14 protein-coding genes, 1 tRNA gene and 1 pseudogene are annotated in these 16,645 nt (G+C 48.7%); 9 read left to right on the top strand and 7 right to left on the bottom strand.

Annotated elements, in window-relative coordinates; all coding sequences use genetic code 11:
- Together G9409_RS12045 and G9409_RS08950 are read left to right on the top strand one after the other, a co-directional pair.
- A pseudogene (locus tag G9409_RS12045) lies at nt 1-146 on the top strand (phosphate-binding protein); the annotation flags it as partial.
- Between the two features lie 166 nt (nt 147-312).
- The gene (locus tag G9409_RS08950) at nt 313-819 is read left to right on the top strand and encodes an NUDIX hydrolase (protein ID WP_166808442.1); all 507 of its coding nucleotides are present in this window, start codon (nt 313-315) and stop codon (nt 817-819) included.
- Nucleotides 820-827: 8 nt separating this feature from the next.
- On the opposite strand, the gene G9409_RS08945 is transcribed toward G9409_RS08950, so the two are convergent.
- Nucleotides 828-1,523: a response regulator transcription factor gene (locus G9409_RS08945; protein WP_166808434.1), complete on the bottom strand. Its 696-nt coding sequence runs from the start codon at nt 1,521-1,523 to the stop codon at nt 828-830.
- A gap of 560 nt (nt 1,524-2,083) precedes the next feature.
- Between G9409_RS08945 and G9409_RS08940 the strand changes: the two genes are divergently transcribed.
- A complete protein-coding gene (locus G9409_RS08940; protein ID WP_166808433.1) occupies nt 2,084-2,296 on the top strand; it encodes a cold-shock protein in 213 nt (70 codons plus the stop codon).
- Nucleotides 2,297-2,380: 84 nt separating this feature from the next.
- A complete protein-coding gene (locus G9409_RS08935) occupies nt 2,381-2,866 on the top strand; it encodes a methylglyoxal synthase (protein ID WP_166808441.1) in 486 nt (161 codons plus the stop codon).
- Nucleotides 2,867-2,974: 108 nt separating this feature from the next.
- On the opposite strand, the gene ppk1 is transcribed toward G9409_RS08935, so the two are convergent.
- The 4 genes from ppk1 to G9409_RS08915 form a co-directional block, all read right to left on the bottom strand.
- Complete coding sequence (gene ppk1 / locus G9409_RS08930) at nt 2,975-5,095, bottom strand: polyphosphate kinase 1 (protein ID WP_166808432.1); 2,121 nt, start codon at nt 5,093-5,095, stop codon at nt 2,975-2,977.
- 27 nt (nt 5,096-5,122) lie between these two features.
- Nucleotides 5,123-6,532 carry an alkaline phosphatase gene (locus G9409_RS08925; protein ID WP_235923283.1) on the bottom strand — a complete coding sequence of 470 codons (1,410 nt, stop codon included), beginning with the start codon at nt 6,530-6,532 and terminating at the stop codon, nt 5,123-5,125.
- A 104-nt stretch (nt 6,533-6,636) separates the two neighbouring features.
- Nucleotides 6,637-7,182, bottom strand: a complete 546-nt coding sequence (locus G9409_RS08920; protein ID WP_006366428.1) for a pyruvoyl-dependent arginine decarboxylase — start codon at nt 7,180-7,182, stop codon at nt 6,637-6,639.
- A gap of 227 nt (nt 7,183-7,409) precedes the next feature.
- A complete protein-coding gene (locus tag G9409_RS08915) occupies nt 7,410-7,760 on the bottom strand; it encodes a hypothetical protein (protein ID WP_166808430.1) in 351 nt (116 codons plus the stop codon).
- 317 nt (nt 7,761-8,077) lie between these two features.
- Here G9409_RS08915 and bshA point away from each other — a divergent pair, with 317 nt between their 5' ends.
- On the top strand, nt 8,078-9,220 hold the full coding sequence (bshA, locus tag G9409_RS08910) for an N-acetyl-alpha-D-glucosaminyl L-malate synthase BshA (RefSeq protein WP_166808429.1): 1,143 nt from the start codon (nt 8,078-8,080) through the stop codon (nt 9,218-9,220).
- A 167-nt stretch (nt 9,221-9,387) separates the two neighbouring features.
- Here the strand turns inward: bshA and mreB are convergent, their stop codons facing one another.
- Nucleotides 9,388-10,416, bottom strand: a complete 1,029-nt coding sequence (gene mreB / locus G9409_RS08905) for a rod shape-determining protein (protein ID WP_040433371.1) — start codon at nt 10,414-10,416, stop codon at nt 9,388-9,390.
- Nucleotides 10,417-10,672: 256 nt separating this feature from the next.
- Between mreB and hisD the strand changes: the two genes are divergently transcribed.
- The 4 genes from hisD (at nt 10,673) to G9409_RS12040 (ending at nt 16,311) form a co-directional block, all read left to right on the top strand.
- On the top strand, nt 10,673-11,959 hold the full coding sequence (hisD, locus tag G9409_RS08900) for a histidinol dehydrogenase (RefSeq protein WP_166808428.1): 1,287 nt from the start codon (nt 10,673-10,675) through the stop codon (nt 11,957-11,959).
- Nucleotides 11,956-12,999, top strand: coding sequence for a tRNA preQ1(34) S-adenosylmethionine ribosyltransferase-isomerase QueA (gene queA, locus G9409_RS08895; RefSeq protein WP_166808427.1), 1,044 nt, complete (start codon nt 11,956-11,958; stop codon nt 12,997-12,999). Before hisD ends, queA begins: the two co-directional genes overlap by 4 nt.
- Nucleotides 13,000-13,389: 390 nt before the next feature.
- On the top strand, nt 13,390-15,960 hold the full coding sequence (gene acnB / locus G9409_RS08890; RefSeq protein WP_166808426.1) for a bifunctional aconitate hydratase 2/2-methylisocitrate dehydratase: 2,571 nt from the start codon (nt 13,390-13,392) through the stop codon (nt 15,958-15,960).
- Nucleotides 15,961-15,984: 24 nt separating this feature from the next.
- On the top strand, nt 15,985-16,311 hold the full coding sequence (locus G9409_RS12040) for a hypothetical protein (protein ID WP_232209771.1): 327 nt from the start codon (nt 15,985-15,987) through the stop codon (nt 16,309-16,311).
- 166 nt (nt 16,312-16,477) lie between these two features.
- Here the strand turns inward: G9409_RS12040 and G9409_RS08880 are convergent.
- A tRNA-Gln gene (locus G9409_RS08880) sits at nt 16,478-16,550 on the bottom strand.
- Between the last annotated feature and the right edge of the window lie 95 nt (nt 16,551-16,645).

Here is a 16,645-nt window from a genome sequence, read left to right as displayed (position 1 = left end):
AAAACGGTACCTACCCGATTCACCGCCCGCTCTTCATGTACACCAACGGTCAGCCGACCGGTGCAGTCAGGCAGTTCATCGACCTGGCCAAAACCGAAGAGGGCAAACGCCTGATCAGCGAATCAGGATTTGTCAATATCCATTGAGCCGCTATCAAAGCGTTCTGTTCGAATAAAAAATCATCCAATCACAAGAAGCTGTTCCTGCCCGGTACGGCTTCTTGTGATTCCGGAGGCTCTATAAACGTGTAAAGGTTGCAGTTGCCGTTTTGTTTACCTGGTATTGCTTGTGCAACAATTTAATGCAGAGATGGTGAAGCCATTTTCATTCTGTCCGGTATGCAGTAAAACACTGGAATGGTCCATGATCAATGGGCATGAACGGAAGATTTGCCTGTCATGTTCATGGGTGCATTATATCAATCCTGTTCCGGCAGCTTTAGCTTATGTTGTCAACAGCAAAGACGAACTTCTTATAGTCCGGCGAGCCCATGAACCCGCATGTAATGAATGGGCTCTTCCGGGTGGATTTCTTGAGGCCGGAGAGGAAGCTCATGAAGCATGCCTGCGGGAGCTTAAGGAAGAGACTTCACTTTCCGGAAAGATTGACCGGTTGATCGGTGTCTATCAACGTGAAGTGGAAAAGTATGGTTCGCTGCTGATCATTGCCTACAGGGTAGTTGTTGAAGATGAGCTTATATTTCTGAACCATGAGCTCCTGGAAGGAGCCTTTTATCCTTATCATCTCCGGCCTGAAGTGCGCATCCCCCTGCACCGCCAGATCATTCATGATGCAGCATTAACCGAATTAGTATCATGAATCAGGCGTTACTCTTTTTCCCCTTCAAACTTGTAGCCTATTCCCCGCAGTGTCTTGATCAGATTGCCCTTTTCTCCAAGCTTTTCTCTGAGCCTTGTAATATGGGTATCAATAGTTCTGGTGTTTATGTTTCTGTCTACATCCCATACATCGCTGAGCAGCGTCTCTCGCGATTGTGCCTCGCCCTTTCTTTTGAGCAGTGCAACGAGAAGTTTGAACTCCATGAGAGTCAGTTCCAGTTCACGTTGATCCGAAGTAACTCTGTGCCGTGAAAGGTCAATAACTATACCATCTCCATTCAGGATTTCCTGCATTTTAGCAGACGTTCTTCTATCCCTTTTCAGCACCGCCCGTATTCGAAGGTTCAGTTCACGGGGGCTGAACGGTTTGACAACATAGTCATCAATACCAAGTTCAAAACCGAGGACTCTGTCGATCTCTTCCCCTTTTGCCGTCAGCATGATGATTGGAATATCTTTGTATATCTGATGCTGTTTGATTTTCTGACAAAGCTCAAATCCGTTCATGCCTGGAAGCATGATATCGAGCAGAATAAGATCAAAACATTTTCGGGAAAGCTGCTCAAAAGCGTTTTCTCCACTTTCAGAAATATTGCATGCATATCCAGCCCGCTCAAGATTGAATTCCAGGAGCTTTGAGAGATTCCGGTCGTCTTCAACAACAAGAAGCAATGGATTCGACATAGCGTTTGTTTTAATATTTAAACTCGCAGCATTTTTATAAAGATCGGGGCGGTTTAGCACACAGAACTTTCGTCAATACAAACAGGGGGTATACCTGAATTGATTTCATGGTTAATGCGCTTGATGATTGAGCGCCAAAATTATGGTGTTGAGGAATTATTTTGAGTAACCCGGTATTTCCGGAAAGTCTTCTCAATTGTGCATCTCTCCGTGATAGCAGAAGATCGTAAACTTTTCTGATTAAGCAGAGTGCGCCTGTTCTCTGCCTGGAATAGTTTTCAATTCCGCAACCATTCCTTAATAAACCCGTAACATTTCCGGCGTAATTTTAACTCAAAAGAGATTTGCTTTTTTGCCTCACTTCCGACAAATCATGCTGTTTGTGGATTGGTCAAGTGCGATCCATGTTTTCATGTGAAGTGTTCACAATCTTGTGACACTCCCGTAATACTTCCTCCATACGATGGAGCGTACATTGAAAGAAACTGAGGTTGTAATCTGTAATCAATAACCCGGAAGTAACGGGGCTTCGCTGAGTCGTTATCCGAAAATATATACCCGTGGTAAACGGTAAAGTTAAATGGTTCGACGTCCGAAAAGGATTTGGCTTCATTCTCAATCCGAATGGAGGAGGAGATATTTTTGTTCACTTCTCGAACATTGTTTCTGAAGAGAAATTCAGGTTTTTGAATCAGGATGCTGAGGTGGATTTTGAACTTGAAGCGAGAGGCAACAAACTTCAGGCTTTGAATGTCCGTGAAAAGCAGGGATAGAGCACACCATCCCCGGGTTATAAAGCCGTGCCAGATGAGAAGGCCTTTTTAGCTGGAATTTTTTCAAGCAAAGGATATTGCCGTATGTCGCAGAACAAAATTGTTATGGTACAGGATAAAAAAATCGCTCTTGTTGCTCACGATAACAAGAAACGGGATTTACTTGAATGGGCGATGTATAACAGAGATCTTCTGGCTCATCATGAGGTTTATGCCACGGGAACGACGGGCGAAACACTTGGAAAACAGTTAGGGTTGAAGATTAAAAAACTTCAGAGCGGACCTTTGGGTGGGGATCAGCAAATAGGCGCAAAAATTGTCAATAACGAAATAGATTTTCTGATTTTTTTTTGGGATCCATTGGAACCGCAACCCCACGATCCTGACGTGAAGGCACTTTTGCGTATGGCCGTTGTGTGGAACATTCCGATTGCCTGCAATCGTGCTACTGCTGATTTTATGATTTCATCCCCTTTGATGGAGGGGGAGTACAATCGCCTGCTGCCAGACTATAATGAGTATAAAACACGAAATATTGATTGGGGCCTGAAGTCAGGGAACTCTCGGTAATGGAATTCTGTGCAAAGAGCTGGGCTTGTAATTCTATAACGCCGGGGTTTTGAAGCATACTGATTGGAACGCTGATCTCTTTTCAGCAAAAGGTTTTTTTGTAATGCCTTAATTTGACGTTTTATTCCTTGAGGATCGGCTTAAAAAAAGAGCCTGACTGTTTATTGCCGGTACTTTGCTCTCAATCATTGAGTAGGTCCCCTCAGGGTTCATTATCCAGGCCTTGACATTGTCGCTTATGATAAGGTCAAGGTCCGATTTTACCCTGCTGATGCAGGTGTTATCAAAAACCGGAAAGAGTGTTTCAATTCTCTCGTCGAGGTTTCTTGGCATGATATCAGCGCTGCCGAGATAGAGTTCCGGATCTCCGCCATTATGGAAGTAGTAAGCTCTGCTGTGTTCAAGAAATCTCCCGATAACACTGATAACCCTGATATTTTCACTTACTTCGGGTATTCCGGGTTTAAGGCAGCATACCCCCCTTACAATCAGCTCGATTTTTACCCCTTTACAGGATGCTTTATAGAGTGCCCTGATGGTTTTGGCGTCCACGAGTGCATTCATTTTCATGATGATACGGCCATTCTCTGATTTTTGGCTCCATGCTGATTCCCTTTCAATCATTTCGATAACTCTCTTTCTCGTATTGATCGGAGATACCAGCAGTTTTAAGTACCCGGTATGTTTTGAATATCCGGTCAGAGCATTGAACAGTTCAGCTACGTCGTTGGCAAGCGCCTCATTGGTGGTAAAGAGGCTGTAATCGGTATAGACCTTACCCGTAGCCGGATTATAATTGCCTGTACCGAGATGCAGATAGTGTTTGAGTTTTTGCTGCTCCCGGCGCACAATCATGGTGAGTTTTGCGTGGATTTTAAGGCCCGGCAGACCATAACAGACATGAACGCCAACATCTTCGAGCGCCCGTGCCCATACAATGTTGTTCTCTTCGTCGAATCTTGCCTTGAGTTCTACGAGCACCGCCACCTGTTTGCCGGCCTCAGCGGCCCTCATCAGGGCCTTGACGACAGGAGAGTTGCTTCCTACCCGGTAAAGAGTCTGCTTGATTGACAGGACATCAGGATCAGCCGCAGCCTTCGAAATTAAATCGACTACAGGCTGAAAGGAGTCGTATGGATGGTAAAGCAAGTGATCTTTTGTGTTTATTGCGCGGAAAATATTCTGGCCGTACTCTTCTTCAATAGGGTTGTTTGGTACAAAGGGATCATCTTTCAGTTCAGGACGATCTATTTTCAGAAGTTCGAGAAGTGCTCCCATACCAAGCACACCGTCAATTTCATAGACGTTTCTTTGGGTTACCCCGAGATTTTTCATAAGCAGCTTTCTAATTCCAAGCGGCATGTCCGGTGTGATGTCAAGACGGACGACCTTTCCGTAGCGTCGTGACAGAATACCCTGCTCGATGGTTTCGAGGAGATCTCCGGCTTCATCCTCCTCGATTTCGATATCAGCATTTCTGATCACTCTGAAAAGATGGGACTTGATGATCCGCATCTTCGGAAACAGTTCGCCGAGATTATTTTCAATGAGATCCTCCAGCCAGATGAACTGTATGACCGAACAGTTATGATCACTACCGGGAAATCCCTCGATATTATTGAGCCGGATCAGACGCGGCAAAATGCTTGGAACTTTTACTCTCGCAAATTTCCGGGCGAGGGTGCTCTCATCTTCGAGCTCAATGGCAAGATTAAGTGAGAGATTCGACATGAAGGGGAATGGATGCCCTGTATCGAAGGCCAAAGGTGTAAGTACAGGGAAGATCTCCCTGTGGAAATATGCCCGGAGTGATTTTTTCTGTGTATTCGTGAGTTCCGAAAAACGGAGGATCGCTATGCCCTCACGCTGCATGGCAGGCATGAGATCATTAGATAAACAGTCATTCCTGAGCTTGAGCTGCTGAATCACCATCCTGCGAATCTTCTCAAGCTGCTCGGCAGGAGTATAACCATCGACGGTACGCTCCTGAACACCGGCATCATACTGGTCTTCTATGCCTGCAACCCGGATCATGAAATATTCATCAAGATTTGAACTGAAGATTGAGATGAATTTTACCCGTTCCAGAACGGGGTGGAGTTCAGATCGGAGAGCCTCCTCCAGCACTCTCTGGTTGAAATAAATCCAGCTCAGCTCTCTGTTGATATAATATCCGGGGTCGAAAAAATCCGGAAGGACGGCTTTGGTTTCGTTTTCTGCGGTCAGCATAACGGTTCAGATAATATTAAGCGGTGCCTATTTTACTTGATTAATCCGGGAGGGGGCATCTTTTTGCAGTTCTGCGATCTGCATAATTTTTTTTGCAATATCGGTATTGTCGTAAAAGCCCCTGAAGCGTTCTGCACCCCTTCCTATTGCGAAAACCTGTACCGGAATAGCCGTATGAGCGTTGCTTGACCATCCGATTCCTGCTCTCAGATTCAGCATTCCGGTTACAGCCGATGAAAAACTGTCCGTTGATTCCGGTTTTATGGTTGTTGTGTATGCCTCTTCAAGGGTTCTGTAGTTCGCTGGAGTGATGGCAAGTGTTGAGTCCGCATCCTTCATACTCAAGCCGTAATAGGTATTGACACTGTCAATTGCCATTGGAAAGGTAACAGTGCCACTTTTTTTCCATGATGAAACTTTTTCCGAGAAGCGCTGCTGCGAGATTTTCTGACGGCGCAGCAGGCTGAGGCGGGTGTCGTAACCATTTGCTCTGTTGCCGAGCGAGAGGCCGCCACATTCATGATCGGAGGTAACAATAATCAGGGTTTCCTTCGGATGACGACGGTAAAATGCAACAGCTTTTGCAATTGCATTATCAAAAGCCTTTACATCGTGAGCTGCAGCGGCGGCATCATTGGCATGGCATGCCCAGTCGATTTTTCCTCCCTCAACCATCATAAAAAAACCGCGAGGGTTATCAAGCAGCCGAATACCCTCCCGCGTAAACTCTTCAAGAGAAATGTTTTCCTGGTTCCGGTCCATGGCATAATCCATGGCGGCTTTTGCATCATAGCCTGTGTATGCCCAGCAACGGATTCCCGGCTTTACCTTCTGCAGCTCATTGCGGTTACGCGTGATGAGATACTTTGCCGATCGCATGCGTTCGGCAATATCACCCTTGAAGGTATGTGCTTTTTGACGGTTTTCCGGGAGATTACCTTCGGCATACCCGCCTCCAAAATAGTCAAACCCGCTCGAAGCCATCTGCACGGCAATATCATAACTGTTGCTGCGGGACGGGGTGTGGGCATAAAAGCAGGCAGGGGTTGCATCATTAATGCCTACGCTTGACACAATTCCTGTTTTCATTCCCTTCGCTTTAGCCATTTCTGCTATGGTTATAAGCGTGTCGAGGTGATTGCCTGCCATGGAAATGGTGCCGACGGTTGTTTTCTTTCCGGTCGCAAGCGCAGTGCTTGCAGCTCCGGAATCAGTGATATAACGGTTTTCGGCATGTGTCGTAGCCAGGCCAAACACAGGAAAAGAGTTCATCGTCAGGGTGTGCTGACTGTCAAGCACTGCGTCAGCGAGTTTAATCTGTGCTGGTCCCATTCCGTCGCCGATAAAGAGAAACAGATAGCGGGGTGGAGCTGTTGCAGAGGGTTTGAGTGCGGGAGCACCGATTATTTCCTGCGAAAAGAGAGAGATTGATACCATCAGGGATACCAACGGCAACAAATTCAGCGTTACCAATAAACAGTCCAGTCTCCTTGATGGTTTGTTCATAAAATAAGAACGGGTTTGCCCTTTCAGTAAAGCTGTTATGGCAGAAGAACTGCGCATGAAATGACTGTTGTCCAGAGACCGTTTTCACCTTCGGCCGCCTGGGTGATATTGTAGGAGTTGATGATCTTGCCGCTCATCTTGTAGATACCCTCGCGTTCATCCCAATCCTTGTTCGGATCAAACTCGATTCCGAGGGTTGTGGCCAGCATGGTTGCTGCCAGATCTTCAGCATATTCTCCGGACTGTTCGGCAGATTCTCCGAAAGGATGGTGTTCAGAGAGGTAGCCGTATTGTGCGTCATCGGCAGGAATGGCTACCCCGACTGAAGAAGCGATAAGACGGTTGTACTCATTGGTTGAGTTGCGAGCCATGACGGCAAAGGTGATCTGACCGGGAGAGAGCAGTTTCAGACCCTCTTCAACGCTGATGCGTTCACAGTGAGGAGGGAAAATACTTGAAACAGTGACCAGATTGCATTTCTCGATTTTGGCTTCTCTCAGGGCAAGCTCGAATGAAGAGAGATACTCTTTATGACGTCCAACACCTTTGGTGAAAAAAACTTTTTTTGGAACAAATGACACGGTCGTATCTCCGTATAAAATTATTTTTTAACAGACATTACTTGTTTAAACTCGAGCAGTTTCATGCAAACGTATCGTACTCTCCGATTTTGTGTGCAGGAGGGAGACGAATCAGGGTCAAGGTGAATCGAAAGGTAGTAAACCTGCTACAACAGAATTGTTAACACTCTGTTAAATCTTCCCGTGATCTCCGAAAAACCATTTTTTCGCGGTGATCACACAAGCGGTTACAGGGGCAGGCGTTTCTTTGAGGAGATGTGACAGCAAAATGTGCCCGATCCTTGCTCATTTTCGAGATGATGGTGAAGCTGCTGCAGCAATTGGTCAATTTCATCGAGCAGACTGCGGTGATTGAAGGCGAGATTGACAAGAAAAAGAGGGAATGAAATGGGATCTTTTCTCAGTTTTTTGAGAACATTGCCCATTGCTTCTGCCATGACCGGGAAGCTGAGCATCGCATGCACAGGGCTGATTATTCTCGCTTTTTCTGAATCAGGATGGTCGTAATCGCAACTGAAATTAAAATCTTCCTGATCATTCCACTCTATGATGATTTTAAAGGGTTTAACGCTGCTCATTGCACTCCTTGTTTCAGGGAATAAAAGAGAATTGCCGCTCCTTTGTAAATAAGCATTATTGGATTTGCAATCCAGACCGGCTGTGTTACGGTATTGTAAAAATTTAAAGCACTTTTTGAGCGGATGAGGCTTTTAACTGGCGCTCAGCCTGCGCTGCATAGCCTGTAAATCTTTGAGCGAGGCAGGGGGTTTCCATAATGCAGTGAACACTCTTTGTTTTGAACTGACGGCCCCAAAGGCAAATGCTTGCGGCGGCATATGCAACTATTACCTTCTTTTAGAGGTATATTTGAAATACACACCATAAACCAGCACGAATGAAAATCGGAATATTATGTCATCCCACCTACGGCGGCAGCGGCGCAATTGCCGCCGAGCTGGGCAAGGCTCTTGCCGCAAAGGGGCACACGATTCATTTTTTCAGCCAGTCGCTCCCGTTCAGGCTCGGCACGTTTTCGAAGAATATCTTCTACCATGAGGTTGAAGAGATGCACTATCCGCTTTTTGAGAACTCTTTCTACCCGCTGGCGCTTGCTTCGAAAATCGCACAGGTTGCCCGGTTTGAAAATCTTGATGTGGTGCATGCCCATTATGCCATTCCCCATGCCATGAGTGCCATGCTTGCCCGCCAGATGCTTGAGGACAAGTGCAGCAGTTCGAAGTGTTTCAGGCTTGCTACTACGCTGCACGGCACCGATATAACGGTTGTCGGGGCGGACCGGGGGATGCAGGATGTTGTGCGGCTGGCCATCAACAAGTCTGACGGGGTGACTGCTGTTTCGGGTTACCTGAGAGATGAGACCGTCAGGATGTTCAGTCCGAAGCGGGAGGTAACCGTTATTTCGAATTTTGTTGATACCTCATATTTTTTCCGCTCGCCGAGGGCTGAGCTCCGCGAACAGCTTGGCATCGGCGATGAAAAGATTGTTATTCATATCTCCAATTTCAGGCCGGTGAAATGCATCGGTGATATCATCCGGATTTTTCATGGTGTGAGCCGTCAAATTGATGCAACGCTTTTGCTTGTCGGTGACGGACCGGAGCGCAGCGGGGCCGAGGAGCTGGTTCGGCAGTTTGGAATAAACGACCGGGTACGCTTTCTCGGCAAGCTGGACGATATTGTGCCGCTGCTCTCCATGGCCGATCTCATGCTGATGCCGAGCAATGCTGAATCATTCGGGCTTGCAGCCCTTGAAGCAATGGCCTGCGGTGTTCCGGTTGTGGCTACCATGGCGGGCGGATTTCCGGAGTTTATTCTGCCCGGCAGACATGGTTACCTGCTCGCGCCCGGAGATATTGCGGCCATGACTGAAAAATCGCTGCTCCTGCTTACTGACAGCACGCACTGGCTTGAGTGTTCAGAAGCCTGCGTAGCGCAGGCAAAGCGGTATGAAACAGCGCGGCTTGTTGAGGAGTATGAGCGGTATTACATCAAGCTGATCGAAGAGACCCCGCTATAAATTTGTTCCGCCGTCCGATTACTTCGTTGGGTGGTGCTCGCAATCCTCATGTACTGCGTGTACATTCCGGTAGCTGCGCTCCATCCGCCTTTTGCACAATACATTGCCGACTGTTATGAACAAAAAAGCCCCGGTCTGTCGGGGCTTTTTGTTTAACACGGTGAATATCAGTAGCGTTTTGTAGAGAGCAGGACGGTACGGTACTTTTCAAGGTTTTCAAGAACCTCGCCGGTACCTCTTGCCACTGCGGTCAGCGGGTCTTCGCTGATATGGACGGCAAGTTTGGTCTCCTCGTTGATTTTTTTGTCCAACCCCTTGATGAGTGCGCCACCGCCGGCAAGAAAGAGGCCTCGATCGAGAATGTCGGCCGAGAGTTCAGGTTTGGTGACCTCAAGGCTTTTCTTGATCGAGGTGATGATCTGGTTGATCGGCGTAGCGATAGCCTCCCTGATGGTCGATGAGTTGACCTCGCGCTCTTCGGGCAGTGCGGTGACAAGGTTTCTGCCCCTGACATTCATCGTCAGCTCCTTTTCGAGTTTATAGGCAGAGGCAATCTTGATTTTGACATCTTCGGCTGTGCGTTCGCCGATGGCCAGGTTATATGCCTTGCGGAAGTGCCGGACAATCGAGTTGGTGATGTCGGTACCGGCTACCCTCAGTGATTCGCCCGATGCGATGCCTCCGAGTGATATAACCGCGATTTCCGTTGTACCGCCACCGATATCAACAATCATGTTGCCCATGGGCTCCTTGACGTCAAGACCGATGCCGATTGCCGCCGCCATCGGCTCGGCCACCAGATAGACCTCTTTTGCTCCGACATGTTCTGCCGAGTCGCGTACGGCTCTTTTTTCAACTTCGGTGATGCCTGAGGGTATGCCGATGACCATGCGGCGGATGCCGAAGGAGAACTGGCTCTTTGTTTTATTGATCAATCCCTTGATCAGCTCTTCCGTGGCCTCATAGTCTGCGATTACTCCATTGGCAAGCGGACGGATGGTGACAATGCCGGGATGGGTTTTCTCATGCATGAGAAGGGCTTCCTGCCCGATGGCGACAACCTTTCCTGTATTGCGTTCACGGGCAACAATTGAGGGCTCGTTTAAAACAACTCCTTTATCGCGAATAAAAATCAGTGTATTTGCTGTTCCGAGATCAATGGCGATATCTCTGAACAGACTGCTGAAAAAGCTCATGTTATCATAGTTCTGAAAGTGGGATCTTAGTGGCTTGGATGAACGCCTGTTCATGCTTCCGTCCAAGGTTTCAACTGAACTCTTAAGGTAGTTAATGGAACTTTTTTTTCAAATCAAAAGAGCCTCTTAACGGTGCTTTTTTTCGTGATTTTTTACTGGGAGTGCAGTTCTGATGCAGGGTTTCTATAAATACGGTTATTGAGTACATTATGATGTTGAAATTCTTGTTACCCGAAAAACCATAAATCCCCGAGAAGTGCTGCCCATATATCGTTTTGCTGAAGAGCGTTCAGCCCTGAAAAAACAGTTGACCCGCAGTGTTGCTTTTGACCCTGCAGTTCAGTCTGCCGTTGATGAAATTCTGCAGCGTGTTCTTCACCATGGTGATAGTGCCGTGCTTGACTATACCGAACAGTTCCAGGGTGTACGGCTTTCGGAGATGAAAGTTTCTCCCGAAGCCATAGAGGAGGCATACCGGAAGGCAGATCCTGGATTTCTTGCCGTCCTCAGGGAGGCCTACAGCAACATTCTGCGCTTTCATGAGCATGAGGTGGAAAAGAGTTTTTTTTATGAGAGTGAGGGAGGTGTGCTTCTCGGCCAGCGGGTGACGGCCATGCAAAAGGCCCTGCTCTATGTACCTGGCGGAAAAGCCTCCTACCCCTCATCGCTGCTCATGAATGCAGCGCCGGCAAAGGTTGCCGGAGTGAAGGAGATTTTTATGACAACACCCTGTGACCCGTCGGGAGCGGTGAGCCCGCATATTCTTGCCGCAGCCGCTGTGGCGGGTATTGATTCGGTCTACAAGCTTGGCGGGGCCCAGGCCGTAGCCGCGTTTGCCTACGGCACCGAAACGGTTCCGAAAGTTGATATCATTACCGGTCCGGGTAATAAATATGTGGCGCTCGCCAAAAAACAGGTGTTCGGTCATGTTGCCATCGACAGTATTGCCGGCCCCTCCGAAGTGGTTGTTATTGCTGATGCGTCAGCCAATCCCGAATTTATTGTTCTTGACCTGTTCGCCCAGGCGGAGCATGATCCCGATGCTTCAGCGGTTTTGATTACTCCCTCTGAAGCGCTCGCTGAGGCTGTGCGGCGATGTGCAGATGAGCGTCTCCCCTCCATGCTTCGCAAGGATATTATTGCATCCGCCCTCATGGAGAACGGTGCCATTGTTGTTGTTGATTCGCTTGAAGAGGCCTGCACGGTATCGGACATGATTGCCCCGGAGCATCTGGAGCTGCATGTGGAGCACCCTTGGGATATTCTGCCACTGATTCATCATGCCGGTGCGATATTCATGGGTGGGTACTCCTGTGAAACCGTTGGAGACTACTACGCCGGGCCGAACCATACCCTTCCTACCAACGGCACAGCACGGTTTTTCTCTCCCCTGTCGGTGCGCGACTTCATCAAGCACACCTCAATTATTGCCTACTCAAAGCAGCAGCTGCTGGGGTGCGGAGAGAAAATTGCCGCATTTGCCGATCATGAGGGGTTGCAGGCTCATGCAGAGGCTGTCCGGGCAAGATTGAGGACGTTATGAGAGCTTCTGATTTTGATTACGACCTGCCCGAAGAGAAGATCGCCTGTTACCCCCCGGAGGAGCGCGGTTCAACCCGTATGCTTGTTGTTGATCGGGCTTCGGGCGCGCTCAGGCATGCATGGTATGCCGCTCTGGATGAATTTCTTGAACCCGGAGACCTCCTGGTGCTGAACAACACAAAGGTTGTACGGGCTCGCCTTCATGCCTTGAAGCAGACCGGCGCAAAAATAGAGCTGATGCTGCTTGAAAAACATCAGGCCGATCAGGACCGGGTGCTTTACCGGGGGAAGCTGAAAAAAGGAGATACGCTGGTTGCGCATGACGAGGAGCTGCTGGTTTCGGATATTGTCGATGATGGAATTGCCCGCATCGAGTTTCGGGGGGGTAGCCAGAGAGGATCAATCCGGGATTTTTTTGAGCGTTTCGGAGCAGTACCCATTCCTCCCTATCTCAAACGGGATGCTGAAGAGGTTGACAGGGAACGATACCAGACGGTGTTTGCAGAACTTCCCGGCTCGGTTGCCGCTCCGACCGCCTCCCTGAATATGACGCCGGCGCTTCTTCAGAACATTCGATTGAAAGGTGTTGCTATCGCCTCTGTTACGCTGCATGTCGGTCTTGGCACCTTTCTTCCCATCAGGGTGGAATCGCTCAGGGAGCATGTCATGCATCGGGAGTACTACTCGATTTCTGCAGAGACTGTTGAGAAAATCCGGAAGGTGAAAGCGGCAGGCGGCAGGATTGTAGCGGTTGGAACGACGGTGACCAGGGCGCTTGAACATGCCGCCGGGCGTATTGTCAGATCGTCATGCCGGGCAGGTGATGCTCCGATTACCGGAGAGGCTGATATTTTTATTTTTCCGGGTTACAGTTTTCAGGTTATCGATGCACTGTTGACCAATTTCCATGCACCCCGTTCTACCGTTCTTATGCTTACGGCGGCATTTGCAGGTGCCGGGCATCTTAAAAGGGCCTACCAGTCAGCGCTCGAAGAGGGCTATTTTTTTCTCAGTTACGGGGACAGTATGCTGATTGTCTGAAGTGCATCGCTATTAATTTGTTCCGAAACCCGATTACTGCGTCAGGCGGTGCTCGCAATCCTCATGTACGATGTGTACACTCCGGTTTCTGCGCTCCGGCCGCCTTGTTCTCGGGCTTCTCACGACAATTAATAGCGTTGCACTGATAATTTATTTTCATGAAACGCAGCGGTTTTTCATTCTCACTTTAAGAAACGAGCTTAAACTGCTCTTCCGGCTTAGGAATTTCGGAGCTCAGTGCGCCGCGACGTGCCGGTTATTTTGTTTTTACATGGCTTGTATGGTATTTTAATACCTTTGCCTATTGCGCATTCGCAAGTGCGTTTTCCCTGCCTTTTTTATTTACAGTCAATTAGTTTTACACACACATAACATCAGGAGATTGACCTTATGAGTCTTGTTGAACAATACCGCGCCCATACTGAAGAGAGAGCGAAGCTCGGCATCCCCCCGTTGCCGTTAACCGCGGAACAGACCCGTTCGCTTAATGCTCTTCTGCAGCAGAATCCCGTTCAGGAAAAGGAGTATCTGCTGGAGTTGTTCCTTGAACATATCAGCCCCGGAGTTGATGATGCTGCATTGGAAAAAGCCGCATTTCTTGATGGTATTGTCAAGGGGGAAATTTCCTGTATCGTGATCGACAGCGTGGAAGCGATAAGGATTCTCGGTACCATGCTCGGAGGATACAATGTCAAGCCTCTCATTGATGCCCTCAGCAACAGCAATCCGGCCATCTGCGAAGCTGCATCCGAAATGCTGAAAAAGACACTGCTCGTCTATGATGCATTTGATGATGTTGTCAGCCAGTCAAAAACCAACAAATATGCACGTGAAGTGCTTGAATCATGGGCGGCAGGGGAGTGGTTCTCTTCGCGGCCTGCTATTTCTGAAAAAATTACCCTGACGGTCTACAAGGTGCCGGGTGAAACCAACACCGATGACCTTTCGCCAGCCAGTGAAGCCTTTACCCGCAGTGATATTCCGCTTCATGCGCTCTGCATGCTCGGTTCAAAGATGAGTGATCCGATCGGCACCATTGCACAACTGAAAACAAAAGGTCATCCGCTTGCCTATGTCGGTGATGTTGTCGGTACCGGGTCAAGCCGCAAATCAGGCATCAACTCGGTTCAGTGGCATATGGGTACCGATATTCCAGCAGTGCCGAACAAGCGTACCGGCGGTGTGGTTATCGGCGGAATTATCGCGCCGATCTTTTTCAATACCGCCGAGGATTCCGGTGCATTACCGGTCCAGGCGGACGTCTCGGCAATGGAGACGGGAGATGTTATCGACCTCTATCCTTTTGCAGGTAAAATCGAGAAGAACGGGGAGGTTATCGCCCGTTTCGAACTTACCCCGAACACACTTGCTGACGAGGTTCGTGCCGGCGGACGTATTCCCCTGATCATCGGCAGAAACCTGACCAGAAAAGCGAGAAAAACTCTCGGTCTTGGCGAAGAGAACCTCTTCCAGCGTCCGGAACAGCCGGCAGATACCGGAAAAGGCTACACGCTTGCCCAGAAAATGATCGGCAAGGCCTGCGGGCTTGCCGGTGTGCGACCGGGTATGTATGTGGAAGCTGAAACGCTCACGGTCGGTTCACAGGATACCACCGGAGCAATGACCCGTGATGAGGTCAAGGAGTTTGCCGCATTGAGCTTCAGCGCCGACCTTGTCATGCAGAGCTTCTGCCATACCTCTGCCTATCCGAAGCCTTCAGATATTACCCTGCACAGAAATCTTCCCTTCTTTATCATGAGCAGGGGAGGCGTTTCGCTCAAACCCGGTGACGGCGTTATCCATACATGGCTGAACCGCATGGTGCTGCCGGATACACTCGGTACCGGTGCCGATTCCCACACCCGGTTTCCTATCGGTATCTCATTCCCCGGCGGATCGGGTCTTGTGGCGTTTGCCGGTGTTACCGGTACCATGCCGCTCAATGTGCCCGAGTCCGTGCTTGTTCGCTTTACCGGCAAGCTTCAGAATGGCATTACCCTGAGGGATCTTGTCAATGCGATACCCTGGGTTGCCATGAAAAAAGGGTTGCTGACGGTTGAGAAGAAGGGCAAGAAGAATGTTTTTGCCGGTCGTATACTTGAAATTGAAGGGCTGCCGGATCTCAAGGTTGAGCAGGCTTTCGAGCTGAGTGATGCCTCTGCCGAGCGGAGTGCCGCCGCCTGTACGGTCCGTCTTGACAAGGCTCCGGTTATCGAATATCTCAGTTCGAATATCGAGCTGCTTGAGCAGATGATCAAGGAGGGGTATGGCGATGCTGATACCCTGCGCCGCCGTATCGGTAAAATGCAGGATTGGCTGAAGAATCCGACGCTTCTTGAGCCTGATGCCGATGCAGAGTACGCAGAGGTGATTGAAATCGATATGAGTGCGATCACTGAACCGATTCTTGCCTGTCCGAACGATCCCGATGACGTCATGACGCTCAGTGAAGTGCTTCGTGATGAAAAACGGCCCAAGGTTATTGACGAGGTGTTTGTCGGGAGCTGTATGACCAACATCGGCCATTTCCGTGCTCTTGGTGAAGTATTCAGGGGCAAGGGTGTCGCTTCGGCCAAACTCTGGATTGTGCCGCCCACGAAGATGGATATGAAAAAACTGATCGAAGAGGGCTATTATGCCATTTTCGGTGCAGCAGGAGCCCGTATCGAGATTCCGGGATGCTCACTCTGCATGGGTAATCAGGCAAGGGTAGCTGACAATGCGGTTGTTTTTTCCACCAGCACCCGGAACTTTGATAACAGAATGGGTACCGGTGCTCAGGTTTATCTCGGTTCGGCTGAACTTGCTGCGGTGTGTGCGCTGCTTGGTCATCTGCCGAACAAGGATGAGTATCTGGAAATTTTCAGCAGGCATCTTTCCGGCTCAAAAGCAGAGAACATTTATCGTTATCTGAACTTCGACAAGCTCGAAAAAGCAGAATTGGAGTTGCTTGTTGACTAAAAAAAACATTTATTATGGCGGGATATGGAAAATTTTGCATATTCCGCCATACAGTGGGCTTTTGAAAACTCGCTGTTTTTTTTTAATATTAGTGAGCTGAAGAAGCTGTCAATTATCAAACAACAAAACAACAATCCAGCAATGAAAAAACTTTTCATTTTCTTATTCCTTGCAAGCACAGTTTCATTTGTCGGCTGCGCTAAAAAAGCAGAAGCTCCTGTAGAAGCACCTGCAGCTGAAGCAGCACCTGCAGCACCTGCAGCAGAGGCAGCACCAGCAGCACCTGCAGCAGAAGCAGCACCTGCAGCACCAGCAGCAGAGGCAGCACCAGCAGCACCTGCAGCAAAATAAGTTTCCGCTAACCCGGTTTCTTATAAAGAGACAGAATGAAAGTTCTGTCTCTTTTTTTTTGCCCTGCTGAAAATGGGTGCGCTTTTCCCTGATTCGGTTTTTTTATTGATAGGCGGGGGCAAAAAAAAAGACACAGCCAAACAACTGTGTCTTTTTTTCTTTTTTGCTGAGGAGCCAGGACTCGAACCTGGAATTGCCTGATCCAGAATCAGGTGCCTTACCAATTTGGCCACTCCTCAGTAGCGATGTGAATATATTTAAAAAAAAAGTTTTTCCAATTCACTTTTTATTTTTTCTCGAATGCTACCTCTTTTCATTGTCGTGAGTTCCGGCA

The organism is Candidatus Chlorobium masyuteum, from assembly GCF_011601315.1.
Lineage (GTDB): Bacteria > Bacteroidota > Chlorobiia > Chlorobiales > Chlorobiaceae > Chlorobium > Chlorobium masyuteum.
This window is presented reverse-complemented; position numbering and strand designations above follow the sequence as displayed.